This window comes from Pseudomonas sp. Irchel 3F3 (assembly GCF_900187545.1).
Taxonomy (GTDB): domain Bacteria; phylum Pseudomonadota; class Gammaproteobacteria; order Pseudomonadales; family Pseudomonadaceae; genus Aquipseudomonas; species Aquipseudomonas fortuita.
In genome coordinates this window covers 71,533-95,934 of the sequence record NZ_FYDS01000014.1, presented here as the reverse complement: position 1 = coordinate 95,934, position 24,402 = coordinate 71,533, and the positions used below count along the sequence as shown (strand labels likewise).

20 protein-coding genes are annotated in these 24,402 nt (G+C 62.1%); 3 read left to right on the top strand and 17 right to left on the bottom strand.

Annotated features, from left to right (window positions below):
* Window positions 1-220: 220 nt before the first annotated feature.
* The 10 genes from CKW35_RS24885 to mtnA form a co-directional block, all read right to left on the bottom strand.
* On the bottom strand, window positions 221-1,654 hold the full coding sequence (locus tag CKW35_RS24885) for an MBL fold metallo-hydrolase RNA specificity domain-containing protein (RefSeq protein ID WP_095117101.1): 1,434 nt from the start codon (window positions 1,652-1,654) through the stop codon (window positions 221-223).
* A gap of 102 nt (window positions 1,655-1,756) precedes the next feature.
* Window positions 1,757-2,020 carry a lipopolysaccharide assembly protein LapA domain-containing protein gene (locus tag CKW35_RS24880; RefSeq protein WP_016485360.1) on the bottom strand — a complete coding sequence of 88 codons (264 nt, stop codon included), beginning with the start codon at window positions 2,018-2,020 and terminating at the stop codon, window positions 1,757-1,759.
* A gap of 19 nt (window positions 2,021-2,039) precedes the next feature.
* Window positions 2,040-2,336, bottom strand: coding sequence for an integration host factor subunit beta (ihfB, locus tag CKW35_RS24875; RefSeq protein WP_016485359.1), 297 nt, complete (start codon window positions 2,334-2,336; stop codon window positions 2,040-2,042).
* Between the two features lie 289 nt (window positions 2,337-2,625).
* Complete coding sequence (gene rpsA / locus CKW35_RS24870) at window positions 2,626-4,302, bottom strand: 30S ribosomal protein S1 (RefSeq protein WP_003252673.1); 1,677 nt, start codon at window positions 4,300-4,302, stop codon at window positions 2,626-2,628.
* Window positions 4,303-4,426: 124 nt separating this feature from the next.
* On the bottom strand, window positions 4,427-5,113 hold the full coding sequence (cmk, locus tag CKW35_RS24865; RefSeq protein WP_016485358.1) for a (d)CMP kinase: 687 nt from the start codon (window positions 5,111-5,113) through the stop codon (window positions 4,427-4,429).
* Window positions 5,110-7,350, bottom strand: a complete 2,241-nt coding sequence (locus tag CKW35_RS24860; protein WP_016485357.1) for a bifunctional prephenate dehydrogenase/3-phosphoshikimate 1-carboxyvinyltransferase — start codon at window positions 7,348-7,350, stop codon at window positions 5,110-5,112. The genes cmk and CKW35_RS24860 overlap by 4 nt, the downstream gene beginning before the upstream one ends.
* A 153-nt stretch (window positions 7,351-7,503) precedes the next feature.
* On the bottom strand, window positions 7,504-8,598 hold the full coding sequence (pheA, locus tag CKW35_RS24855; protein ID WP_016485356.1) for a prephenate dehydratase: 1,095 nt from the start codon (window positions 8,596-8,598) through the stop codon (window positions 7,504-7,506).
* Window positions 8,598-9,683 (bottom strand): 3-phosphoserine/phosphohydroxythreonine transaminase, encoded by a 1,086-nt coding sequence (gene serC / locus CKW35_RS24850; RefSeq protein ID WP_024717769.1) that lies wholly within the window; start codon window positions 9,681-9,683, stop codon window positions 8,598-8,600. Before serC ends, pheA begins: the two co-directional genes overlap by 1 nt.
* A 147-nt stretch (window positions 9,684-9,830) precedes the next feature.
* On the bottom strand, window positions 9,831-12,596 hold the full coding sequence (gene gyrA / locus CKW35_RS24845; RefSeq protein WP_023047424.1) for a DNA gyrase subunit A: 2,766 nt from the start codon (window positions 12,594-12,596) through the stop codon (window positions 9,831-9,833).
* Between the two features lie 366 nt (window positions 12,597-12,962).
* Window positions 12,963-14,039 (bottom strand): S-methyl-5-thioribose-1-phosphate isomerase, encoded by a 1,077-nt coding sequence (mtnA, locus tag CKW35_RS24840; RefSeq protein ID WP_016485353.1) that lies wholly within the window; start codon window positions 14,037-14,039, stop codon window positions 12,963-12,965.
* Window positions 14,040-14,149: 110 nt separating this feature from the next.
* Between mtnA and ubiG the strand changes: the two genes are divergently transcribed.
* From ubiG to CKW35_RS24825, 3 genes are read left to right on the top strand one after another with little or no spacing between them, the layout of a single operon-like run.
* Window positions 14,150-14,848, top strand: a complete 699-nt coding sequence (gene ubiG, locus CKW35_RS24835) for a bifunctional 2-polyprenyl-6-hydroxyphenol methylase/3-demethylubiquinol 3-O-methyltransferase UbiG (RefSeq protein WP_012271034.1) — start codon at window positions 14,150-14,152, stop codon at window positions 14,846-14,848.
* 2 nt (window positions 14,849-14,850) lie between these two features.
* A complete protein-coding gene (gene mupP, locus CKW35_RS24830) occupies window positions 14,851-15,522 on the top strand; it encodes an N-acetylmuramic acid 6-phosphate phosphatase MupP (protein WP_070086496.1) in 672 nt (223 codons plus the stop codon).
* A 21-nt stretch (window positions 15,523-15,543) separates the two neighbouring features.
* Window positions 15,544-16,284 carry a YciK family oxidoreductase gene (locus CKW35_RS24825; protein ID WP_016485351.1) on the top strand — a complete coding sequence of 247 codons (741 nt, stop codon included), beginning with the start codon at window positions 15,544-15,546 and terminating at the stop codon, window positions 16,282-16,284.
* Between the two features lie 125 nt (window positions 16,285-16,409).
* On the opposite strand, the gene CKW35_RS24820 is transcribed toward CKW35_RS24825, so the two are convergent.
* The 7 genes from CKW35_RS24820 to CKW35_RS24790 form a co-directional block, all read right to left on the bottom strand.
* Window positions 16,410-17,195: a TenA family transcriptional regulator gene (locus CKW35_RS24820; RefSeq protein ID WP_023047425.1), complete on the bottom strand. Its 786-nt coding sequence runs from the start codon at window positions 17,193-17,195 to the stop codon at window positions 16,410-16,412.
* A gap of 30 nt (window positions 17,196-17,225) precedes the next feature.
* The gene (locus tag CKW35_RS24815) at window positions 17,226-19,682 is read right to left on the bottom strand and encodes an EAL domain-containing protein (RefSeq protein WP_023047426.1); all 2,457 of its coding nucleotides are present in this window, start codon (window positions 19,680-19,682) and stop codon (window positions 17,226-17,228) included.
* 261 nt (window positions 19,683-19,943) lie between these two features.
* Window positions 19,944-21,776, bottom strand: coding sequence for an ABC transporter ATP-binding protein (locus tag CKW35_RS24810; protein WP_095117071.1), 1,833 nt, complete (start codon window positions 21,774-21,776; stop codon window positions 19,944-19,946).
* Window positions 21,769-22,401 carry a DsbA family protein gene (locus CKW35_RS24805; RefSeq protein ID WP_016485347.1) on the bottom strand — a complete coding sequence of 211 codons (633 nt, stop codon included), beginning with the start codon at window positions 22,399-22,401 and terminating at the stop codon, window positions 21,769-21,771. The genes CKW35_RS24810 and CKW35_RS24805 overlap by 8 nt, the downstream gene beginning before the upstream one ends.
* 3 nt (window positions 22,402-22,404) lie before the next feature.
* Window positions 22,405-23,337: a rhodanese-related sulfurtransferase gene (locus tag CKW35_RS24800; protein WP_016485346.1), complete on the bottom strand. Its 933-nt coding sequence runs from the start codon at window positions 23,335-23,337 to the stop codon at window positions 22,405-22,407.
* 228 nt (window positions 23,338-23,565) lie between these two features.
* The gene (locus CKW35_RS24795; protein ID WP_016485345.1) at window positions 23,566-23,862 is read right to left on the bottom strand and encodes a BolA family transcriptional regulator; all 297 of its coding nucleotides are present in this window, start codon (window positions 23,860-23,862) and stop codon (window positions 23,566-23,568) included.
* 10 nt (window positions 23,863-23,872) lie between these two features.
* Window positions 23,873-24,397 carry a DUF2059 domain-containing protein gene (locus CKW35_RS24790; RefSeq protein ID WP_016485344.1) on the bottom strand — a complete coding sequence of 175 codons (525 nt, stop codon included), beginning with the start codon at window positions 24,395-24,397 and terminating at the stop codon, window positions 23,873-23,875.
* Window positions 24,398-24,402: the final 5 nt, after the last annotated feature.

Below are 24,402 nucleotides of genomic sequence, written 5' to 3'. Positions count from 1 at the left end.
CGCGCCCAGCGTGTGTAATCCTTGGCTATCCATAGGCTCAAGACGCAAGCTTCGACCCTTAGGATACCAGAGATTGCTATTCGTAGCTGCCTGGCTGACAGCAGGCGCCACGGGGTGAATCAGCATGCCACTCATCGCAGCACTCAGCTGCCGACAGCTCATGTAAACAATAGTGAGCATCAGACAACGTGCTGGCACATCGTTCCCTTGGGACAGGGCTTTAAATTGCAACACGTATGCTAGTCATCCACTTTCTGGCTTTCATCCGCCCCCTCAGGGCAGCGACAAGCGCGGCCTTGGCGGCGGGCTCTCCATGCACCAGCACAACCGTATCAGGCGCTTGATCCATACCACTAGCAAAGTCAACCAGCCCTGCTTGATCAGCATGGCCACTATAGCCGCTGAGCGTAACCACTTTGGCGCGCAGGTCATGCACTCGCCCATCCAGGTCAATCTGCACAAACCCTTCTGCCCCTTCACTCGCCTGTATCACCGCCCCCGGCGTACCCTTGGCCTGATAGCCGACAAACATCACCTCATGCCGTGCATCCCCGAGCATAGCCTTGAGGTAATTGACGATGCGCCCACCCGAGCACATGCCATTGCCTGCTATCACGATCGCCGGTCGCCCGGTGCTTTTGAGGTAATTGACCACCTGCTGATGCCGGGCATGGGTATCCACGCTGATCAACTGGCTGAAATCCAGTGGGTCTCGCCCCTTGGCAAGTCGCGCCCTAGCCTCGGCATTCCAGTAGCCGTGCAGTTCCCGGTACACGCTGGTGATGCGCTGAGCCAAGGGCGAGTCGAGGATGATGGGCAATTGCGACCAGTCGAGCGGGTCGCCATCAGGCCCGGGATCAGCGCCGCCCAATAAAGCCTTGCGATGGAGGATGTCTTCCAGCTCGCACAGCAGTTCCTGGGTGCGGCCCAGGCTAAACGCCGGGATGAGGATGGTGCCTTTGTCAGCCAGGGCGCGATCGATGGCGTCTTCCAGCCGTTGCCTGCGGTCGCCGGCCTGGGCATGCAGGCGGTCGCCATAGGTACTTTCCAGCACGAGCACATCAGCACGCTCCGGCGGCTGCACCGGGCGCAGCAACGGGTTGCCACACGCACCCAGGTCGCCGGAAAACACATAGCGGCTATTGGCCTGACCATGCTGCATGTCGCACTCGACATAAGCCGAACCCAACAAATGCCCGGCGCGCTGCAGGCGAATACGACAAGCCAGACCAGGGCCCTCGACCACCGCGTGCCACTGCTCAAAAGGCAGCGGCACGATAAGGTCACGGATGAATTCGATATACCGGGCTACCTGCGCAGGCTCGCTGCTGATGCTTAGTTTGTAGGCATCTTCCAGTACAAGGGGCAGCAGCCGGGCAGAAGGTTCACTGCACAGGATGGGGCCACGATAGCCGGCGGCCAGCAGCGCGGGAATGCGGCCAACGTGGTCAAGATGAACATGGGTGATGACCAGGGCCTGAATGCCCAGTATGCCGAAGCCGAGTGCCGCGCTTTCCGCACCCGTCGCAGCCTCGCTCCCCTGCTCAAGCCCGCAATCGATCAGCAGACTGGTGGACGGGTCAAGGTGCAACTGGTGGCAAGACCCGGTAACGCCGCGGGTACCACCGTGATGGGAAAGGCTGGGATATTCCATGCTGCACACACTCGCCGGGGCCGAAAATGAAGTGGGCTATTACTCCATGAGGGCAGGTGCATGCATAGGTGAGACTTTCCTAAGAGGATGTAGGAAATTTCCTTAGTTGCTGTTGAGTGCCGCCTGACGGGCAGACTCCCTGATCTTGCGCTTGCTGCGCTGCACGCCATAGGCGCCCAGCAAGGGCCCGACTGCCAGGCCAATGACCAGTGCTGCCAGCACAAGTACGGCAACCGGCATTTCCGGCGCAGCCCAGCCGAACAGAACCAGCGACACGGCTTGCTGGTTCTCCAGCACGAAGAACAGCACCACGGCCGCCAACAGCAGCACGAACACCGCCGCCAGGGCGCGCTTGAGGTTACGCATCAGATTGCTCCTTGAGTGCTCAGGCTTCAGCCTCGTCATCTTCGTTGACCCGGTCGCGCAGCTCTTTACCGGGCTTGAAGTGCGGCACAAACTTGCCATCGAGGCTGACCGACTGACCGGTCTTGGGGTTACGGCCCACGCGCGGGGCGCGATAGTGCAGCGAGAAGCTGCCAAAACCGCGAATTTCGATGCGATCGCCAGTGGCAAGGCATTGAGACATCTGCTCAAGCATGGTCTTGATGGCCAGCTCCACGTCCTTGGGCGAGAGCAGGCCCTGATGGGTGACAATACGTTCGATCAGCTCCGACTTCGTCATATTTTTCCCTTCGTTATCAAGCAGCTAGATCATTGCTTAACCAGTTTGTAGCACGCTGGGAGGGATTTGAACAGGGTGGTTCTTGACTTAATAAAAAAATTCAAGATTGAAGTTTTGCAAGAATGGTCTAGAGGGCGGGAGGCGTGTAGGTGTCCGGCGGTGGATTTGCGGTGGCGCTCGATCTTATAGGCGCTGAAAATGCCACGGCGAACCCTCACCACTCAAACGCATTTTCAACTTAAAAAAAAGGGCGACCCGAGGGTCGCCCTTTTTACCGATCAAACAGAACTCAGTTCTGCTTGGCCATTGCTTCGCGCAGCAGCGCAGCCATGGTGGTGTCGGCAGCAGCTTCCGGAGCATTTTTCAGGCTCTGGATAGCTTCGCGCTCTTCAGCGTCGTCTTTCGATTTGATCGACAGGCTGATAACGCGGGACTTGCGGTCAACGCTGATGATCTTGGCTTCGATCTCTTCGCCTTCCTTCAGAACGTTACGCGCGTCTTCAACGCGGTCACGGCTGATTTCGGAAGCTTTCAGAGTAGCTTCGATGTCGTCGGCCAGGGTGACGATGGCGCCTTTGGCGTCAACTTCTTTCACGATGCCCTTGACGATAGCGCCCTTGTCATTGACAGCAACGAAGTTGGAGAACGGATCGTCTTCCAGCTGCTTGATGCCCAAGGAGATGCGCTCGCGCTCTGGGTCGACCGACAGGATGACGGTTTCCAGCTCGTCGCCCTTCTTGAAACGACGTACGGCTTCTTCGCCGGTTTCGTTCCAGGAAATGTCGGACAGGTGAACCAGACCGTCGATGCCGCCGTCCAGGCCGATGAAGATACCGAAGTCGGTGATCGACTTGATGGTACCGGTGATCTTGTCACCCTTGTTGAACTGGCCGGAGAAGTCTTCCCATGGGTTGGACTTGCACTGTTTGATGCCCAGGGAGATACGACGACGCTCTTCGTCGATGTCCAGAACCATGACTTCCACTTCGTCGCCAACCTGAACGACTTTCGACGGGTGGATGTTCTTGTTGGTCCAGTCCATTTCGGAAACGTGTACCAAACCTTCAACGCCTTCTTCCAGCTCAGCGAAGCAGCCGTAGTCGGTCAGGTTGGTAACGCGAGCTTGTACGCGAGTACCTTCTGGGTAACGGGCAGTGATAGCTACCCACGGATCTTCGCCCATCTGCTTCAGACCCAGCGAAACGCGGTTGCGCTCGCGGTCGAACTTCAGAACGCGTACGTCGACTTCGTCGCCAACGTTAACGATTTCCGAAGGGTGCTTGATGCGCTTCCAAGCCATGTCGGTGATGTGCAGCAGGCCGTCGATACCGCCCAGGTCCACGAATGCGCCGTAGTCGGTGAGGTTCTTGACGATACCTTTGACTTGCTGGCCTTCCTGCAGGGTTTCCAGCAGGGCTTCGCGCTCGGCGCTGTTCTCGGCTTCCAGCACGCTGCGACGCGAAACAACAACGTTGTTGCGCTTCTGGTCCAGCTTGATGACCTTGAATTCCAGCTCTTTGCCTTCCAGGTGGGTGGTGTCGCGCACAGGGCGGACATCAACCAGGGAGCCCGGCAGGAACGCACGGATGCCGTTAACGTCGACAGTGAAGCCGCCTTTAACCTTACCGTTGATAACGCCCTTGACCACTTCTTCGGCGGCGAAAGCTGCTTCCAGAACAATCCAGCACTCGGCGCGCTTGGCTTTTTCACGAGACAGTTTGGTTTCGCCAAAGCCGTCTTCGACCGCGTCCAGCGCAACGTGAACTTCGTCACCGACCTTGATGGTCAGCTCGCCAGCTTCGTTGTAGAACTGCTCGAGCGGGATGACGCCCTCGGACTTCAGGCCAGCGTGTACGGTAACCCAGTCGCCGTCGATGTCGACAACGATACCGGTGATGATCGCACCCGGCTGAAGATTGAGGGTTTTCAGGCTTTCTTCAAAGAGTTCTGCAAAGCTTTCGCTCATTTTAATTCCTGTAGATTCGGGCGAAACAAACGCCCATAACCACATTCCAGACAATGTGGGTTCGTTTTAAGTAAAGGAAAGCCGGCAGGACGTTGACTGGTGCCCCTGCCTGCTTTCCTGGCGATCAGATGAGGTCGCGCTGGGCGATCTCGCTTCTGATACGTTGCAACACCTGCTCGATGGACAACTCGGTAGAGTCCAACTGAATGGCATCGGCCGCCGGCTTCAGCGGGGCCACTGCACGTTGGGTGTCGCGCTCATCGCGCGCACGAATCTCATCCAGCAGACTCGACAGACTAACATCTTCACCCTTGCCCTTCAACTGCAGGTAGCGGCGACGTGCCCGCTCCTCTGCGCTGGCAGTGAGGAAGACCTTCAACGGCGCGTCGGGGAACACCACGGTACCCATGTCGCGACCATCGGCGATCAACCCCGGCATATCGCGAAATTCACGCTGACGCACCAGCAGCGCATCACGCACTGCCGGCAGCGAGGCGACCATCGACGCGCCCGCGCCAACGGTTTCGGTGCGGATGACGTTACTGACATCCTCACCCTCGAGGATGATCTGTTGCAGCTTACCGGGCTGGGCTGCGATGAACTGCACATCCAGATGGGCGGCAAGCCGGGTCAGCAGCTCTTCGTTGGTCAGATCGACGCCATGATTGCTGGCGTTGAACGCCAGCAAGCGGTACAGCGCGCCGGAGTCCAGCAGCTTCCAGCCCAGCTCGCGGGCCAGCAGGCCGGCGACCGTGCCCTTGCCCGAGCCGCTTGGCCCGTCGATGGTGATGACCGGTACCAGCGAATTCACGACTTGCCCTCTTCCGCCACGCGGATACCCACTTCGGCGCACAGCGCCAGGAAGTTGGGGAACGAGGTGGCGACGTTGGCACAATCGTGGATGCGGATGGGCGCGCTGGCGCGCAACGAAGCGACGCTGAAGGCCATGGCAATACGGTGGTCACCGTGGCCATGCACTTCACCACCACCCAACTGGCCACCCTCGATGATGATGCCGTCCGGGGTCGGTTCGCACTTGATGCCCAAGGTAATCAGGCCGTCAGCCATGACCTGGATACGGTCGGACTCTTTCACCCGCAGCTCTTCTGCGCCACGCAGCACGGTACGCCCTTCGGCGCAGGCGGCAGCCACGAACAGCACCGGGAATTCGTCGATGGCCAGCGGCACCAGCTCTTCGGGGATGTCGATACCTTTCAGCCTGGCACCGCGTACGCGCAGGTCGGCCACTGGTTCGCCGCCGACTTCACGCTGGTTCTCCAGGGTGATGTCGCCCCCCATCAGGCGCAGGATATCGATGACACCGGTACGGGTCGGGTTGATGCCAACGTGTTCCAGCACCAGCTCGGAACCTTCGGCGATGGAGGCCGCGACCAGGAAGAACGCTGCCGAAGAAATGTCGGCCGGTACTTCGATGCGGGTAGCGGTCAGCTTGCCACCGGACTGCAGCGAAGCTACCGGGCCGTTGCTTTCGACTGTGTAGCCAAAGCCACGCAGCATGCGCTCGGTGTGATCACGGGTAGGCGCAGGCTCGGTGACAGTGGTCTTGCCTTCAGCGTACAGGCCAGCCAGCAGCAGGCAGGATTTGACCTGGGCGCTGGCCATCGGCAGCGTGTAGGTCAACCCTTTGAGCTTGTGGCCACCGCGGATGGTCAGCGGCGGGCGCCCTTCCGGGCCGGTCTCGACCACAGCCCCCATTTCACGCAGCGGGTTGGCCACGCGGTTCATCGGGCGCTTGGACAGCGAAGCGTCGCCAGTCATGGTGACGTCGAACGACTGGCCGGCCAACAGGCCCGACAGCAGGCGCATCGAGGTGCCGGAGTTGCCCACATACAGCGGCCCGGGCGGCGGCTTCAGGCCGTGCAGGCCTACACCATGAATGGTGACGCGACCGTGGTTGGGGCCTTCGATGACCACACCCATGTCCCGGAATGCCTGCAGAGTCGCCAGTGCGTCTTCACCTTCGAGGAAGCCTTCGACTTCGGTGGTGCCTTCGGCCAGCGAGCCGAGCATGATCGAGCGGTGGGAAATCGACTTGTCGCCCGGTACGCGGATTCGCCCGGACAGGCGGCCACCCGGTTGGGCCAGGAAAATCAGATCGTTGGCGTTCATAGCGTCCACATAGGCCCGGCGGGCCAGGATTTTACTAAAATGCTCGCGGGCAACACGTGCACGGGTGAATACACCCAGCAACTGGTGCCCGTCCCCTTCAGCGATCGCGTCGCGCAAGGCGTCGAGATCGCTGCGATATGTATCGAGTGTGCGCAGGACAGCGTCGCGGTTGGCGAGGAAGATGTCATGCCACATGGTCGGGTCGCTGCCGGCGATTCTTGTGAAATCGCGGAAGCCTCCCGCAGCGTACCGGAAGATCTCGAGGTTTTCATTGCGCTTGGCCAGCGAATCGACCAAACCAAAGGCCAGCAGGTGCGGCAAGTGACTGGTGGCTGCCAGCACCTCGTCATGGCGCTCGACCGACATGTGCTCCACGTCGGCATCCAGCGCACGCCACAGCCGGTCGACCAGGGCCAGCGCGGCCGGGTCGGTTTCGGCCAGCGGCGTCAAAATCACCTTGTGCCGACGGAACAGGGCGGCGTTGGAAGCCTCCACGCCGCTTTGCTCGGAACCGGCGATGGGGTGGCCAGGGACGAAGCGTGGCAGCCGCTGGCCGAAGACCGAACGCGCCTCACGGACGACATTACCCTTGGCACTGCCAACATCGGTAATGATCGCATCGCCCAGATCGAGCCGGGCCAGGACGGCCAGGACTTTTTCCATGGCCAGGATGGGTACGGCCAGCTGGATGACATCGGCACCAACACAGGCTGCGGCGAGGTCTTCTTCGCAGCGGTCGACCACGCCCAGGGCCACGGCCTGCTTGCGCGAAGGCGCGTCCAGGTCGACACCGACCACTTCGCGGCACAGGCCGCTTTCACGCAGGCCCTTGGCGAACGAACCACCGATCAGGCCGAGGCCGACCACGACCAGGCGGTTGATGATCGGCTCAGGTTTGGTTTTTGCTGCTTTTACCACTGGTGCGAACCCTGTTCTGAAATCTGGACAGCCTGCTGGACCCTACGGCGCCGCTTCGCGACCCTTTCGCGGCACAAGGCCGCTCCTACAAGGACCCTGCAGGAGCGGCCTTGTGCCGCGAAAGGGCTGCAAAGCAGCCCCAAGGGCCTTGAATCAAAGCACCGCCTTCGGATAAGAGCCCAGCACCTTCAGCGCCACCGCCTCCTGGCTGATCTGCTCGAGCACCGCCTTGATCAGCGGGTCGCGGTGGTGGCCAACGAAGTCGATGAAGAACACGTAGGTCCACTTGCCACTGCGCGACGGGCGGGTCTCGATGCGGGTCAGGTCGATACCGTTCTGGTGGAACGGCACCAGCAACTCGTGCAAGGCACCTGGCTTGTTGCTCATCGAGACAATGATCGAGGTCTTGTCATCGCCAGTCGGCGGCACTTCCTGGCTGCCGATCATCAGGAAGCGCGTGGAGTTGTCCGGGCGGTCTTCAATCTTTTCGGCCAGGCGGGTCAAACCATACAGGTTGGCCGCCATGTCACCGGCGATCGCCGCCGAGTTCCACTCACCCTTGACCCGCTTGGCCGCCTCGGCATTGCTCGACACGGCCACGCGCTCCACGTTCGGGTAGTGGGCGTCCAGCCACTTGCGGCACTGGGCCAGCGACTGGGCATGGGAGTAGATGCGGGTGATGCTGTCGGTCTTGGTGTTTTCGCCTACCAGCAGATGATGGTGGATGCGCAGCTCGACTTCACCGCAAATCACCATGTCGTGCTCAAGGAAGCTGTCCAGCGTGTGGCTGACAGCACCTTCGGTGGAGTTTTCCACCGGCACCACGCCAAAGTTGACGGCACCGGCCGCCACTTCGCGGAACACTTCGTCGATAGCGGCCATTGGCCGGCTGATCACCGCGTGACCGAAGTGCTTCATGGCTGCGGCCTGGGTGAAGGTACCCTCTGGGCCGAGATAGGCGATTTTCAGCGGCTCTTCAAGGGCCAGGCACGACGACATGATTTCGCGGAACAAACGCGCCATCTCTTCGTTGCCCAGGGGCCCCTTGTTGCGCTCCATCACGCGCTTGAGCACTGCGGCCTCACGTTCGGGACGGTAGAACACCGGCTTCTCGCCTTCTTTCAGCGAGGCGGTCTTGACCCGGGCGACTTCTTCAGCGCAACGGGCACGGTCGCTGATCAGCTCGAGAATCTTCTCGTCGAGGCTGTCGATGCGTACGCGCAGCGCCTTGAGTTCCTGTTCGGACATCAGCCGTGCTCCTTCTCGAATTCAGCCATGTAGCCAACCAAGGCTTCCACAGCCTCAAGGCCCAGGGCGTTGTAGATGGAAGCGCGCATACCGCCCACCGAACGGTGGCCCTTGAGGTTGAGCAGGCCACGGGCATCGGCGCCGGCGAGGAAGGCCTTGTCCAGGCGCTCGTCAGCCAGGCGGAACGGCACGTTCATCCACGAACGGGCGTTGACGCTGATCGGGTTGGTGTAGAAATCGCTGTTGTCGATGAAGCCGTACAGGCGGTCTTTCTTGGCGCGGTTGCGCTGCTCCATGGCGTCGACGCCACCCTGCTCCTTCAACCACTCGAAGACCAGGCCCGAGAGGTACCAGGAATAAGTGGCCGGGGTGTTGTACATCGAGCCGTTGTCAGCCGAGACCTTGTAGTCGAGCATGGTCGGGCAGCTGCTGCGGGCATGGCCCAGCAGGTCTTCGCGAACGATGACCACCACCAGGCCGCTGGGGCCGATGTTCTTCTGCGCGCCGGCGTAGATCAGGCCGAACTGCGACACGTCGATGGGGCGCGAGAGAATGTCGGAGGACATGTCGACCACCAGGGGCACATCACCAGTCTGCGGCACCCAGTCAAACTGCAGGCCACCAATGGTCTCGTTGGACGCATAGTGCACATAGGCGGCGTTTTTGGTCAGATTCCAGTCGTTCTGGCCAGGGATGCTCAGGTAGTCGTAGGGCTTGGCACTGGCGGCGACGTTGATGTGGCCGAAGCGGCGCGCTTCTTCGATGGCCTTTTTCGACCAGATACCGGTTTCGATGTAGTCGGCAGTGCCGTTTTCCGGCAGCAGGTTCAGCGGAATTTCGGCGAACTGCTGGCTGGCGCCGCCCTGCAGGAACAGCACCTTGTAGTTGGAGGGGACGGACAGCAGGTCGCGCAGGTCCTGCTCGGCCTTTTCGGCGATGGCCACGTAGTCGTCGCTGCGATGGCTCATTTCCATCACCGACAAGCCCTTGCCGCGCCAGTCCAGCATCTCGGCCTGGGCGCGCTGCAACACAGCATCAGGAAGCGCGGCAGGGCCTGCGCAGAAGTTAAAGGCTCGTTTGCTCACATCCACTCTCGCTCTGCCAAATAGAACAAAATCATAATTCGGTGGCCACATTCCATGCAGGATCGGTGGCGCCTGCATCGCGGGCAAGCCCGCGCCTACACAGGCAAACGGGGCGACCTTGGTCGCCCCGTCCGGGTTTACGCTCGCTTACTCCTGCGGGGCCTCTTCGGCACCCGCAGCGTCTTCATTGTCTGGCGCTTCAGCCTCGGTGCCCTCCTCGTCCACCTCGATCACTTCATCGAGTTCGTCCTCGGACGGCTCCTGGATCCGCTCCAGGCCCACCAGTGTTTCATCCGCCGCCAGCTTGATAAGCGTCACACCCTGGGTGTTACGGCTCAGGCTGGACACTTCGCCAACACGGGTGCGCACCAGGGTGCCCTGGTCGGAAATCAGCATGATCTCCTCGCCTTCCTGCACCTGGATAGCACCGATCAGCAGGCCGTTGCGCCCTTTGGTACCCATGGCAATCACGCCCTGGCCACCACGGCCGCGACGCGGGAACTTGGACAGCGGGGTGCGCTTGCCGAAGCCACGCTCGGAGGCAGTGAGAATCTGCGAACCGGACTCCGGGATCAGCATCGAAATGATCTGCTGGCCTTTGCCCAGCTTCATGCCGCGAACACCACGGGCAGTACGGCCCATTTCACGCACTACGCTCTCGGCGAAACGGATGACCTTGCCGGCGTCGGAGAACATCATGACTTCTTTGGCGCCGTCAGTGATGGCCGCCGCAATCAGGGTGTCACCTTCCTTCAGCTTCAGGGCGATCAGGCCGTTGGAGCGTGGGCGGGCGAACTGCACCAGCGGGGTTTTCTTGACGGTACCGGAGGCCGTGGCCATGAAGATGTAGGCGCCCGTCGGCTCTGCCACCCACTCTGCGGTGTCGCCATCTTCCTCGTCGACTTCCTCGGCCTCTACCAGCTCACCCTCGAGCACGGTGTCATCAGCGTCTTCCAGCTCTTCGTCAAGGTCAGCGTTCTGCTGCAGCGCTTCGAGGTCGATCTGCAGCATGGCGGTGATGCGCTCACCTTCCTCCAGCGGCAGCAGGTTGACCAGCGGGCGACCACGGGCAGCGCGGGACGCTTCGGGGATTTCGTAGGTCTTCTTCCAGTACACCTTGCCCTTGCTGGAGAACAGCAACAGGGTGGCATGGCTGTTGGCGACCAACAGGTGCTCGATGTAGTCCTCGTCCTTCACGCCGGTCGCCGACTTGCCTTTACCGCCACGGCGCTGGGCCTGATAAGCGGACAATGGCTGGGTCTTGGCATAACCACCGTGGGAGATGGTGACCACGCGCTCTTCTTCCGGGATCATGTCGCCGTAGTTGAGGTCGTGGCTGGCATTGAGAATTTCGGTGCGGCGCACATCGCCGTATTCGGCACGGATGGCTTCCAGCTCTTCGCGGATCACTTCCATCAGGCGCTCTGCGCTGCTGAGGATGCGGATCAGCTCGCCGATCTGCTCGAGGATTTCCTGGTACTCGGCCAGCAGCTTCTCGTGCTCAAGGCCGGTCAGGCGGTGCAGGCGCAGGTCGAGGATGGCCTGGGCCTGTTCCGGCGACAGGAAGTACTTGCCGTCATGCAGGCCGTACTGCTCCGGCAGGTCCTCAGGGCGGCAGGAATCGGCGCCGGCGCGCTCGACCATGACCTGCACGGCACTGGATTCCCACGGCGTGGAAACCAGGGCTTCCTTGGCCTCGGACGGGGTTGGCGACGCCTTGATCAGGGCGATGACCGGGTCGATGTTGGACAGTGCAACCGCCTGGCCTTCAAGGATGTGGCCACGCTCACGGGCCTTGCGCAGCTCGAATACGGTACGGCGTGTCACCACTTCACGGCGGTGACGGACGAACGCTTCGAGCAGGTCCTTGAGGTTGAGCAAACGCGGACGGCCGTCGATCAGGGCGACCACGTTGATGCCGAACACGCTCTGCAGCTGGGTTTGCTGGTAGAGGTTGTTGAGCACCACTTCCGGCACCTCGCCGCGGCGCAGCTCGATGACGATGCGCATGCCGTCCTTGTCGGACTCGTCGCGCAGCTCGGTGATGCCTTCGATCTTCTTCTCTTTTACCAGCTCGGCGATCTTCTCGATGAGGCGCGCCTTGTTCAGCTGGTACGGCAGCTCGGTCACGACGATCTGCTGACGGCCGCCAACCTTGTCGATGTCTTCGATTTCGGAGCGGGCACGCATGTAGATGCGGCCACGACCGGTACGATAGGCCTCGATGATGCCCTGACGGCCGTTGATGATACCGGCAGTCGGGAAGTCCGGCCCAGGGATGAACTGCATCAGCTCATCGATGGTGACTTCGGGGTTGTCGATCAGCGCCAGGCAGCCGTCGATCACTTCACCGAGGTTGTGTGGCGGAATGTTGGTCGCCATGCCCACGGCGATACCGCTGGATCCGTTGACCAGCAGGTTGGGAATACGGGTCGGCATGACCGCCGGGATCTGCTCGGTGCCGTCATAGTTGGGCACCCAGTCGACGGTTTCCTTGTGCAGGTCGGCCAGCAGCTCGTGAGCCAGCTTGGTCATGCGCACTTCGGTGTATCGCATGGCCGCAGCGTTGTCGCCGTCCACCGAACCGAAGTTGCCCTGACCATCGACCAGCAGGTAGCGCAGCGAGAACGGCTGGGCCATACGCACGATGGTGTCGTAGACCGCAGTGTCGCCGTGCGGGTGGTACTTACCGATCACGTCACCGACCACACGGGCGGATTTCTTGTACGGCTTGTTCCAGTCGTTGCCCAGTTCGCTCATCGCATAGAGAACGCGACGATGCACGGGCTTCAAGCCGTCACGCGCATCGGGCAGCGCTCGCCCGACAATCACGCTCATCGCGTAGTCGAGGTAAGACTGTCTCAGTTCGTCTTCGATATTGACCGGGAGGATTTCTTTGGCCAGTTCGCCCATGAGAAGCCTGATTCCTTTTTCTGGTGAAACTTCGCAGCTCCATCAAGGGCCGAACGAAGCTCGCCGCCGCAGCGCATAAGGGTGCGACGACTTACGACAAATCAATGAGTTGTGCCATGGATCTGCGCAATGAAGGCCGCCGTGATGAGCGGTCTTGGAAACTGCCGGATGTTATCACAAAGGCGGGGGCGGTGGGGAGAGGTGGCAGTTGGTCTCAGCCGGGTTTGAATCCTGGTTTTTGTATTGCCTGCACCGGCCTCTTCGCGGGCTCGCCCGCTCCCACAGATTCACCACCGCCCTAAGGCCATGCGATACCCCTGTGGGAGCGGGCAAGCCCGCGAAGAGTCCGGTGCAGGCAGCGCAAAATCAGTGCAGGCGCTTGCGGCAAATCAACTGGGCCAGCTTGGCGGTATCCGGGCGCTCTACGATGCCCCGCTCGGTCACGATCACGTCGATCAAGTCGGCCGGGGTCACATCGAACACCGGGTTGAACACTTCGACATCCGGTACCGCCGGGGCACCGCCAAAGTCCAGCCACTCGTCGGCGTCACGCTCTTCCAGCGGGATATCCTCGCCGGTGGCCAGGTTCAGGTCGATGCTGGTGCTCGGCGCCACCACCATGAAGCGCACGCCGTGGTGCATGGCACTGACCGCCAGCTGATAAGTGCCGATCTTGCTGGCCACGTCACCATTGGCAGCAATGCAGTCCGCCCCCACCACCACCCAGGTGATGCCCTTGCTCTTCATCAGGTGCGCCAGCGCCGAGTCGGCACAGAGCGTTACCGGGATGCCTTCGTTGGCCAGCTCCCAGGCGGTCAGGCGCGAGCCTTGCAACCAGGGGCGAGTCTCGCCGGCGTACACCCGCTCGACCATGCCCTCCAGGTAGCCGGCGCGAATCACCCCCAGGGCGGTGCCAAAACCGCCGCTGGCCAGGGCACCGGCATTGCCGTAGGTGAGCAGGGCCTGGGCATTGCCCTGATGACGACGGATCAGCTCGATACCTTGCTGGGCCATGGTCAGGTTGGCTTCACGGTCGCTTTCGTGGATGGCCACGGCCTCTGCCTCCAGCACGGCCAGCACATCTTCATCAGGGCGCAGGCGCAGCAGGCGTTCGCGCATGCGGTTCAGCGCCCAGAACAGGTTGGCCGCCGTGGGGCGTGCTTCGGCAAGGGTGAGGTAGTCTTCTTCCAGGTCCATTTCCCAGTCGCCACCCTCGGCCAGCCGCTCTTCCAGGGCCAATACCAGGCCGTAGGCCGCGGCAATACCAATGGCCGAGGCGCCGCGCACCGCCATGTCGCGGATTGCCGCCGCCACCTGCGCAACATTGTCGCAGGCCAGCCAGCGTTCCTCCGACGGCAGCAGGCGCTGGTCGAGCAGGTGCAAGATGCCGCCCTGCCAGCGGATCCCGGTCACCTTCTCCGCCGCCAAAAGTCGCTCGCGCATCGCCTCTCCCCGTGGTTCGCATGTCAAAAGCCGGCGATTATAGCGAGCCTGGGGGCCGAGCGCTCGGGTATACTCCGGCCCAATTTTGCGAAGTTTCAGAGGACTGTTCAATGAGCAACGTCGACCGCGCCGAAATCGCCAAGTTCGAAGCGCTGGCCCACCGTTGGTGGGACCGCGAAAGCGAGTTCAAGCCGCTGCACGAAATCAACCCGCTGCGCGTCAACTGGATCGACGAGCGGGCCAGCCTGGCCGGCAAGAAAGTGCTGGACGTAGGCTGCGGCGGCGGCATCCTCAGCGAAGCCATGGCCCTGCGCGGCGCCACGGTAACCGGTATCGACATGGGCGAGGCACCACTGGCGGTGGCCCAGCTGCACCAGCTGGAGTCGGGCGTACAGGTGGAGTACCGGCAGATCACCGCCGAAGCCCTGGCCGAAGAAATGCCTGAACAGTTCGACGTTGTCACCTGCCTGGAAATGCTCGAACACGTCCCCGACCCGTCCTCGGTGATTCGCGCCTGCTACCGTATGGTCAAGCCAGGCGGCCAGGTGTTCTTCTCCACCATCAACCGCAACCCCAAGGCCTACCTGCTGGCCATCGTCGGCGCCGAGTACATCCTGAAGATGCTGCCGCGCGGCACCCATGACTTCAAGAAGTTCATCCGCCCGTCCGAACTGGGCGCCTGGAGCCGTGATGCCGGCCTGCAGGTGAAGGACATCATTGGCCTCACCTATAACCCGCTGACCAAGCACTACAAGCTCAACAGCGACGTCGACGTCAACTACATGATCCAGACCCTGCGCGAGGAATGAGCATGCGTTTGCGAGCAGTACTCTTCGACATGGACGGCACCTTGCTCGACACGGCGCCGGACTTCATCGCCATTTGCCAGGCCATGCTCGCCGAGCGCGGCCTGCCAGCCGTTGCCGACCACCTGATCCGTGGCGTGATCTCTGGCGGCGCCCGCGCCATGGTTGCCACTGCGTTTGCCATGGACCCGGAAGCCGAGGGCTTCGAGGCCCTGCGCCTGGAGTTTCTGGAGCGCTACCAACGCGACTGCGCGGTCCACAGCAAGCTGTTCGACGGCATGGCCGAGCTGCTGGCTGACATCGAAAAAGGCAACCTGCTGTGGGGCGTGGTCACCAACAAGCCGGTACGCTTCGCCGAGCCGATCATGCAGCAGCTGGGCCTGGCCGAGCGCTCGGCACTGCTGATCTGCCCGGACCACGTGAAGAACAGCAAGCCTGACCCCGAGCCGCTGACCCTGGCCTGCACCACCCTGGGCCTGGACCCTGCCAGCGTGCTGTTCGTTGGCGACGACCTGCGCGACATCGAGTCTGGCCGCGACGCTGGCACGCGCACGGCTGCGGTGCGTTACGGCTATATTCATCCAGAGGACAACCCCAACAACTGGGGTGCCGACGTGGTGGTGGACCACCCGCTGGAACTGCGCAAAGTGATCGACAGCGCGCTGTGTGGCTGCTGAACTAGAGACAGGGAATACACAATGTTCGACTACACCGCCCGTCCCGACCTGCTGCAAGGCCGGGTCATCCTGGTTACCGGCGCCGGCCGCGGCATTGGTGCCGCGGCCGCAAAGGCTTACGCTGCACTGGGCGCCACCGTGCTACTGCTGGGCAAGACCGAGGCCAACCTGAACGAGGTCTACGACCAGATCGAAGCCGCCGGACACCCGCAACCGGTGGTCATCCCGTTCAACCTGGAAACCGCCCTGCCCCACCAGTACGACGAGCTGGCAGTGATGATCGAAGACCAGTTCGGCCGCCTGGACGGCCTGCTGAACAACGCCTCGATCATTGGCCCGCGCACGCCGCTGGAACAGTTGTCGGGCGACAACTTCATGCGCGTGATGCACATCAACGTCGATGCCACCTTCATGCTCACCAGCACCCTGCTGCCCCTGCTGAAGCTGTCGGAAGACGCCTCGGTGGTGTTCACCAGCAGCAGCGTCGGCCGCAAAGGCCGGGCCTACTGGGGCGCCTATGGCGTGTCGAAGTTCGCGACCGAGGGCCTGATGCAGACCCTGGCTGACGAACTGGAAGGCGTGGCACCCGTGCGCTCCAACAGCATCAACCCGGGCGCCACGCGCACAGCGATGCGGGCCCAGGCTTACCCCAGCGAAAACCCGCAGAACAACCCGCTGCCTGAAGAGATCATGCCGGTGTATCTGTACCTGATGGGGCCGGACAGCAAAGAGGTGAATGGGCAGGCTCTCAACGCCCAATAAGCTCTTTTGCCTGTCCTGGCCCTATCGCCGGCAAGCCAGCTCCCACAGGATCACCACAGGCCAGGGCAATGTGGAATCCCTGTGGGAGCTGGCTTGCCGGCGATAGGGCCAGTACAGGCGAAAGATCAGCCGGCCGCCAACGCCGGGCGCAAACGGCCTTGCTGGCGGCTCTCCAGCTGCATGCACCGCTCCAGGAACAGGTACATGCAGTCGTAACTCTTGCAAATCGCCCTGCGCAACTCGGTACGCAGCCCAAGGCTCGGGTTCTCGCCGGCCAGGGTACAGATGATTTCCAGCGCCTCCCAAGGGTGCGCATCATCGTACTGGGCATGCATTTTCAACCACTTCATCGCCCGCTTGCGCTGGTCTTCCGGGAAGCCTTGGGCGTAGGTATCGGTCGAGCACACCACCGCCGACCATTCCCCGGTCGCACCCTCGATGGCGTAGTTGGTCGCTGCCATGGAAATGGCCAGGTTCTCGGTGGCGCACACGCGCCAGCACCAGTCGTTCAGGCCGTTCAGCTCGGGTGGCACTTCCTGGGCCTGCAAATCATGCAGGTGCACACCATGGGCCTGGCACCAGTTCACCCAGTAGTCGGCATGGTTGAGCTCGACGCGGATGTTGCGCATCAGCCAGCGCCGCGCCATGTCTTCGCCCTGATGGCGGCCATAGCGGGTCTTGGTCAGGTTATGGGCCATGTACAGAGAGAACTGCTCCACCACCGGCCAGCCACCGATCAGGTACTGACGAATGGTCGACTGCTTGAGCTGGCCGTCGCGCAGGCGCGCGTAGAACTCATGCTCCACCACCCGGCGCTTGCTCTCCCGGCAGTCTTCAATCAGTTGCTGGGCCCATTGGGGGTAGCTGGCGGGGTCCATCAGAGGCCCGATACGAACGAATGCATCAATCACTTTCAGCTCCTTGATCCTTGTGATTTCTCGCTAGCGAAATGTGCCAGGTGCCCGCTGCAACAGAGGCCGGGCGGCAATCCGTTGGCGCTGCAGACTGTCACAGGTGAACACCTGGGGGCGCTCGATCAGGTAACCCTGGGCGTAATCCACGCCTATTTCCTGCAGGGCCTGCTCGATCAAGGGTGTTTCGACGAACTCGGCGATAGTGCGTTTACCCATGACATGGCCGATGTGGTTGATGACCTCGACCATGGCCCGGTTGATCGGGTCGTCGAGCATGTCCTTGACGAAACTGCCGTCGATCTTCAAGTAATCCACCGGCAAATGCTTGAGGTAGGCGAACGACGACATGCCGGCGCAGAAGTCATCGAGCGAAAAGCGGCAGCCCAGCCCCTTCAACTCGTTGATGAAGCGAATGGCACTGCCCAGGTTGGCAATTGCGCTGGTTTCGGTGATTTCGAAACAGATCATCCGCGGCGGAATGGCATACTCGACAAACAACCGCTGCAGGTATTCAAGGAACTTGTCATCGCCAATGCTCGACCCTGACAGGTTGATCGCGCAGGTCGACAGCGGCCCTTCGCGGCCTTCGTCCAGGCATTGGCGCACAACCTGGAACACATTGCGCACCACCCAACGGTCCAGCGCACTCATCAGGCCGTAGCGCTCGGCCGCAGGAATGAAGCTGCTGGGCAGGATGGTGCGGCCACTTTCGTCGTGCAGGCGCAGCAGGATTTCGATATGGCCTGGGCCTTCAAAGGCTTTCAGCGGCGCTATTTCCTGTGCGTAGAGGCAGAAGCGGTTTTCTTCCAGAGCCACGTGCAAGCGCTGGATCCAGGCCATTTCGCCAAAACGCATGGACAGCTCGCTGTCGTCGGTGTGGTACACCTGTACGCGGTTGCGGCCCTTCTCCTTGGCCATGTAGCAAGCCATGTCGGCGGCCCGCAGCGAGGCCTCCAGGGTGCCAGGTGCCTGGGCCATGTGCACCAGGCCGACGCTGACCGTAGTGACGAACGGCCGCCCCTTCCACACAAAGTGCAAGCTCTGCACCATCTGGCGCAACTGCTCGGCAATGCGCTCGGCCTGCTCGGGCGGGCAGTTTTCCAGCAGCACGCCAAACTCATCGCCACCCAGCCGCGCCAGGGTATCGCCTTCGCGCAGGCCCGATTGCAGCACAGCGCAGATGTGCCGCAACAATTCGTCGCCAGCGGCATGCCCGCAGGTGTCGTTCACCAGCTTGAACTGGTCAAGGTCAAGGAACATCAGCGAATGCCGCCCGGCCTGGCGCGCCAGGCCGTTCAGCGCCTGCTCCAGGCGGTATTCGAACTCACGGCGGTTGGCCAGCCCGGTCAGGGCGTCATGGGTAGCCTGCCAGGACAGGTTGGCGATGTACTGCCGCTCCTGGGTCATGTCATGCAGCACCAGGACGATGCCACTGAGCTGGCCGTTACTGACGATCGGCGAGCCCACCAGGTTGATCGACACGGTGCTGCCATCCAGGCGCTGGATCAGCCGGGCATGCTCGGCGCCGCCCTTGAGGCTGCCACTCAGTACCTGCTCGACCAGGCTGCGGCCATCTTCCTCGGCCTGCTCGTCCACCAGGCTGAACAGCGCCGATAACGGCAAGCCCTGGGCCTGGCCAGACTGCCAGTGCGTCAATTGCTCGGCGGCTGGGTTCATGTAGCCGATGCAGCCATCCACGTCGGTGGTAATGACCGCATCGCCAATGGCCTGCAAGGTGGTCTGGGCCCGCTCTTTTTCTTCCTGCAGGGCGCTGGCAAATGCCTGCCGCTGGGCCAGCAGCTTGCTGGAGCGGCGCCAGGCAATGGTAATGAGGAACATCGCTGTCAGCAGGTTGGTAATCAGCAGCACCCGCAGCAACATGCGCGAGCCTTCGCCCAAGGCATCGCTGAACGCCTTGGCCGCCGGCGTGACCCCTTCGTTGATGGTGACGATGCGGGCCTTCCAGGCGTTGACTGCCTGGGCGTCGACCGGGCCATTGGCAAAACTTTGGCGCATCTCGCCGGCCAGTACATCGAGCTTGGCCAGGTAGTCGTCGCCGATGTCCCAGTAGTCGATGGCTGTCTGCATGTAGCTGATGTTGCGAAAGTTACGGTAGAACCAGATGATCCGTTCGACATCGTTAGAGTGGTTGCCGCCTTGCAGCACAGCTTGGCGCGCGGCAGCCAGGTCGGGGCTGGGGTGGTCGAGCACCTCGCGTAGCTGGTGGTCACCCTGGGGCACGGTAATGGCCTGGCGATAACGCTGGTAGGTGCTTTCGTCGCGGGTGTCGGCGTACAGGTTCAGGTAATAGATGGCGTCTTTCTGCGCCTTGGACCACAGGCTTTCGCCCGCGACATAGGCACGCACGGCCGACAGCGTATAAAGGCTGAGGCTACCGAGTGCCACCTGGAAGACCACAACGGCGATGAAGGGCCAAGTGATGCCGAGCAACTTTGGCGCTTCGAGTGTGCGATGTCCCTTCATGGAGTCCCTGTCACAGAGCAGATAAGGCGCAAATCGACCCAGACAAGCACAGCGTAGGCCATCTGCCATCAACGTGACGGGGTTTTTTATGACAGGGAATCGCAGGATTTGCACGCACGCTGTGGGAGCGGCCTTGCGTCGCGAAAGGGCCGCGACGCGGCCCCCGGATTTCAAGGTTGATGCTGAAATTGCCGGGGCTGCTTTGCAGCCCTTTCGCGACACAAGGCCGCTCCCACAGCGACGGCACAAGGCACCTGAAATTCAGCTTTGCTGCAAGTGCCCATAAAGCTTGGCGTACAACCCACCCTCGGCAATCAGCTGCTGGTGGTCGCCATCTTCGGCCACATGCCCGCCATCGAACACCAGCACCCGGTCGGCCTGCTTCACCGCCGACAGCCGGTGGGCGATGATCAGCGTGGTGCGGCCGCTGAGGAAGCGCGCCAGGGCCTGGTGCAGGTTGTACTCGGTGGCGGCGTCCAGGGCCGAGGTGGCTTCGTCGAGAATGACCACCTTGGGCTCGGCCAGCACCATGCGGGCAATGGCCAGGCGCTGGCGCTGCCCGCCAGACAAGCGCACGCCGGAACGCCCCACCACACTGTCCAGGCCCTGTGGCAAGGCGGCGATGGTGGCATCCAGCTGGGCGATGCGCAGCGCCTGCCAGCACGCCTCGTCGCTGCAGTCGCGGCCCATGGCCAGGTTGGCGCGTACGGTGTCGTTGAACAGCGACGGGTGCTGCAACACCACCGCGACGTTTTCGCGCAGGGTTTCCAGGCCGATTTCCTGCAGGCTGGCACCGCCAAAGCGGATGGTCCCGGCCTGGGCGCTGTAAAGGCCAAGCAGCAGTTGCACCAGGGTGCTCTTGCCGCCACCACTGGCGCCGACAATCGCCACCTTTTCCCCCGGGGCGATGGACAGGTCGAGGTTTTCCAGCACCGGCTCGTCAGCATAGGCAAAGCGCAAGTCGCGCACTTCGATGCCCACCGTCTCGCGGCCGGCGAACGGGTCGCTGGCGGCCGGGTACTGCGGCTCGTCATCGCGTGCCAGCAGCTCGTTGAGGCGGCTCAGCGCACCTCCCGCGGCGTAGTAGGCATATTGCAGGTTGAGCAATTGCTCCACCGGCCCGATCATGAACCACAGGTAGCTGAACACCGCCAGCATCTGGCCGATGGAAAGGTCGGAGAACAGTACGGTCAGCATGGCCGCGGCGCGGAAGATGTCGATGCCGAACTGGAACAACAAGCCACTGGCTCGGCCACTGGCATCGCTCTTCCACTGGGAATCTACGGCGTAATCACGCACCTCGCGGGCGCGCAGGCCCAAGCGACCAAGGAAGTAGCCCTGGCGGTTGCTTGCACGGATTTCCTGGATAGCATCAAGGGTTTCCGTCAGCGCCTGGGTAAAACGCGCGGTGCTGTCGTTCTCAAGCTTTTTAAGGTGTTTGACGCGCTTGCCCAACTGCACGGTGAAGTAGATCACCAGCGGGTTGAACAGCAAGATCAGCAAGGCCAGCTGCCAGTGCATCCAGATCAGGATCGCCGCTGTGCCGGTCAAGGTCAGCATGGCCACCAGGAAACGGCTGAGTGTTTCGCCAACGAACTTGTCGAGGGTGTCCAGGTCGGTGACCAGATGGGTAGTGACCGTGCCACTGCCCAGGCTTTCGTATTCCTTCAGCGAAATGCGCTTGAGGCGCTCGATCAGGCGGATGCGCAGGCGGTAGACGATATCCTTGGCCAAACCGGTAAACAACTTGGCCTGGAGCACGTTGAATGCCAGGGCAGCCAGGCGCAGGCACAAGGTGAGCGCCAGCATCAGCCCGATATAACCGGCTGCCACCTGCCAGCTGGATGGCAGCAGGTGGTTCATCCACTTCAGGGCGGCATCACCATGGCCCAGCAGCACTTCGTCCACCAGCAGGGGCAACAGCAACGGGATGGGCACACTGCAGCAAGCCGCCAGCACGGCGATGAGGTTGGCAGACCAGAGGTTTTTCTTGTGATGCAGGGCCAGGCGGCGGATTTCCGCCCAGCTCAGTCGATCGCCCGCAGCATGAGGCTTGCCCGGCACCGGGTCGGGTGACCCCGGCACATCAAGCACAGGCGGCCTGCTGCAGCCAGCGGCCGAGCAAGGGTTGCAGTCGCTCCAGCGGCTGGTAGCCGTTGGTCAGCAGCGCCAGCTGGCCATTGCGTTCGGCTAACAGGGTCGGGAAGCCGGCGATACCCAGGTCCTGGGCCCAGCTGAAATCGGCTGCGGTGGCGGCTCGGGTATCGGCGCGGGCGAAGGTGTCGGCAAACACGGCGCGGTCGAAGCCGCACTGCGAGGCCAGCTCGACCAGCTGTGGCGCAGTGGTCACGTCCACGCCCTGCTCGTAGAACGAACGCTGGATCAGCGCCAGCAGCGGCCAGACGCGCTCGGCGTCAAGCTCGCGGGCGGTGACCAGGGCGCGACAGGCCGGCTCGGTGTCATAGACGAAGCCGTCAGGCATGGCCCCCTCGAAACGAAAAGGCTGGCCGGTGGCGTCAGCCACCGCCTGCCAGTGTTCGAGGATGTACTTGCGGGTGGAGCCGTCCAGCGCGCTGCCGCCGGTGCGCAACCCGCCCGGCACCACGCGGGTGGCAACGCCCGCCTCACGCGCCTGGGCGATCAGGGCGGCGGCTACCGGCGCGAACCCCCAGCACCAGGAGCACATCGGGTCCATCACATAGATCAGGCGGGCAGACATGCATCAAGCCTCGGCTTTGTAGTTGTAACCGATCGGGTGCGGCAGGTTGCGGGCCTTGGCCAGCTCGATCTGCTTCTGCCGGTCGATGGCGCTGCGCCGGGTCTTCTCGCTCAGGGTGTCCCAGCAATGCGGGCAGCTGACACCTGGCGAATAGTGCTCGGACGCGCGCTCTTGTGCATTGATCGGGTGGCGGCAGGCGTGGCACTGGTCGTACTCGCCTTCGGTCAGGTCATGGCGCACCGTGACGCGGTTGTCGAAGACGAAGCAGTCGCCGTCCCACAGGCTTTCTTCCTGAGGCACTTCTTCGAAGTATTTCAGGATGCCGCCCTTAAGATGATAGACCGCCTCGAAGCCTTCACCGAGCATGTAGCTGGAGGCTTTTTCGCAACGAATGCCGCCGGTGCAGAACATGGCCACTTTCTTGTGCTTGCTGGGGTCGAAGTTGGCCTTGATGTACTCCGGGAACTCGCGGAAGGTTTCGGTCTTGGGGTCCACCGCGCCCTTGAAGGTGCCAATGGCCACTTCGTAGTCATTGCGGGTGTCGATCAGCAGCACTTCCGGGTCGCTGATCAGCGCGTTCCAGTCCTTGGGTTCGACATAGGTGCCGACCGCCTGGTTCGGGTCCACGCCTGGTACGCCGAGGGTGACGATTTCTTTCTTGAGCTTGACCTTGGTGCGGTAGAACGGCTGCTCGTCGCAGTACGATTCTTTATGGTCGACATCGGCCAGGCGCGGGTCGTTGCGCAACCAGGCCAGCAGCCCGTCGATGCCTTCGCGGGTGGCCGACACAGTGCCGTTGATGCCTTCGTGGGCCAGCAGCAGGGTGCCTTTGACGTCGTTGTCGAGCATGGCCTTGAGCAGCGGTTCGCGCAGCTCTACGTAGTCTTGCAGGGTGACGAACTTGTACAGCGCCGCGACGACGATGGGTTGTGACATGAAACAGGTTCTCCAGGTGGTTGCCCTCGTAAGGGGCGGACCGGGTTTGACAGGTATTGAAAAAAGCATGGGGGCGCTTTGCGCCCCTTTCGCGGCACAAGGCCGCTCCCACAGGGACCGCGTAACCCGATGGCGAGTGCGGTTCCTGTGGGAGCGGCCTTGTGCCGCGAAAGGGCCGCAAAGCGGCCCCCGGATTTTGCAGGATTCTACCAGAACAACAGAAAGGTTTCAGTGCCCGCCGCCGGCACACACCGGCGAGGCCGGCGCTGCGCCGACCTTGGCCCACTCTTCTGCGGTGTAGGTATGGATGGCCAGGGCATGGATCTGCTGCATCAGCTCACCCAGGGTGGCGTACACCTTCTGGTGGCGCTTGACGCTGTTCAACCCGGCAAACTGCTCGCTGACGATCACTGCCTTGTAGTGGGTCTCCTGACCACGACTGTGCATGTGGCTTTCGTCGAGCACTTGCAGGTGCTGCGGCGCCAAGGCACCCAGCTGTTGTTCAATGCGCTGTTGCATGGTCATCGCGGCGTGCTCACTTCTTGGCAGGAACGGCGGCCTTGCCTGCGTTAGGGTCCAGTTCCTTGGTCATGTCTTCCAGCAGCTTGTTCACCACCGGCACTGCTGGCTCCAGGCTCTGCTGGGTCAACTGGGCCGACTGCTGGGTAACCTTGGGCATTTCACGCAGTACTTTCTTGCCCAGCGGCGATTCGTAGAACTTGACCAGGTCTTTCAGCTCTTGTTCGGTGAAGGTCTGGGTGTACAGGTCGACCATCTTCGGCTTCAGCTTGTTCCAGCCGATGGCGTTGTCCAGCGCGGCGTTGGCCTTGGCCTGGTAGCTTTCCAGCACCGGCTGCTTGGCGGCCGGGGCCTTGGTCTGGGCAAAGCGCTGGGCGAACATCTGCTGGACCTGCATGTACACCGGGGTGCCCAGCTTGTCGGCGTTGGCCAGGGTCAGGAATTTCTCGGCAGCAGCGTTATGGCTGGCGGTGGCAGCGAGCACCTGGCCGCTGGCGCAAGCCAGGGCAACGGCGGCACAAAGGACACGGAGACGGGTCATTGCAT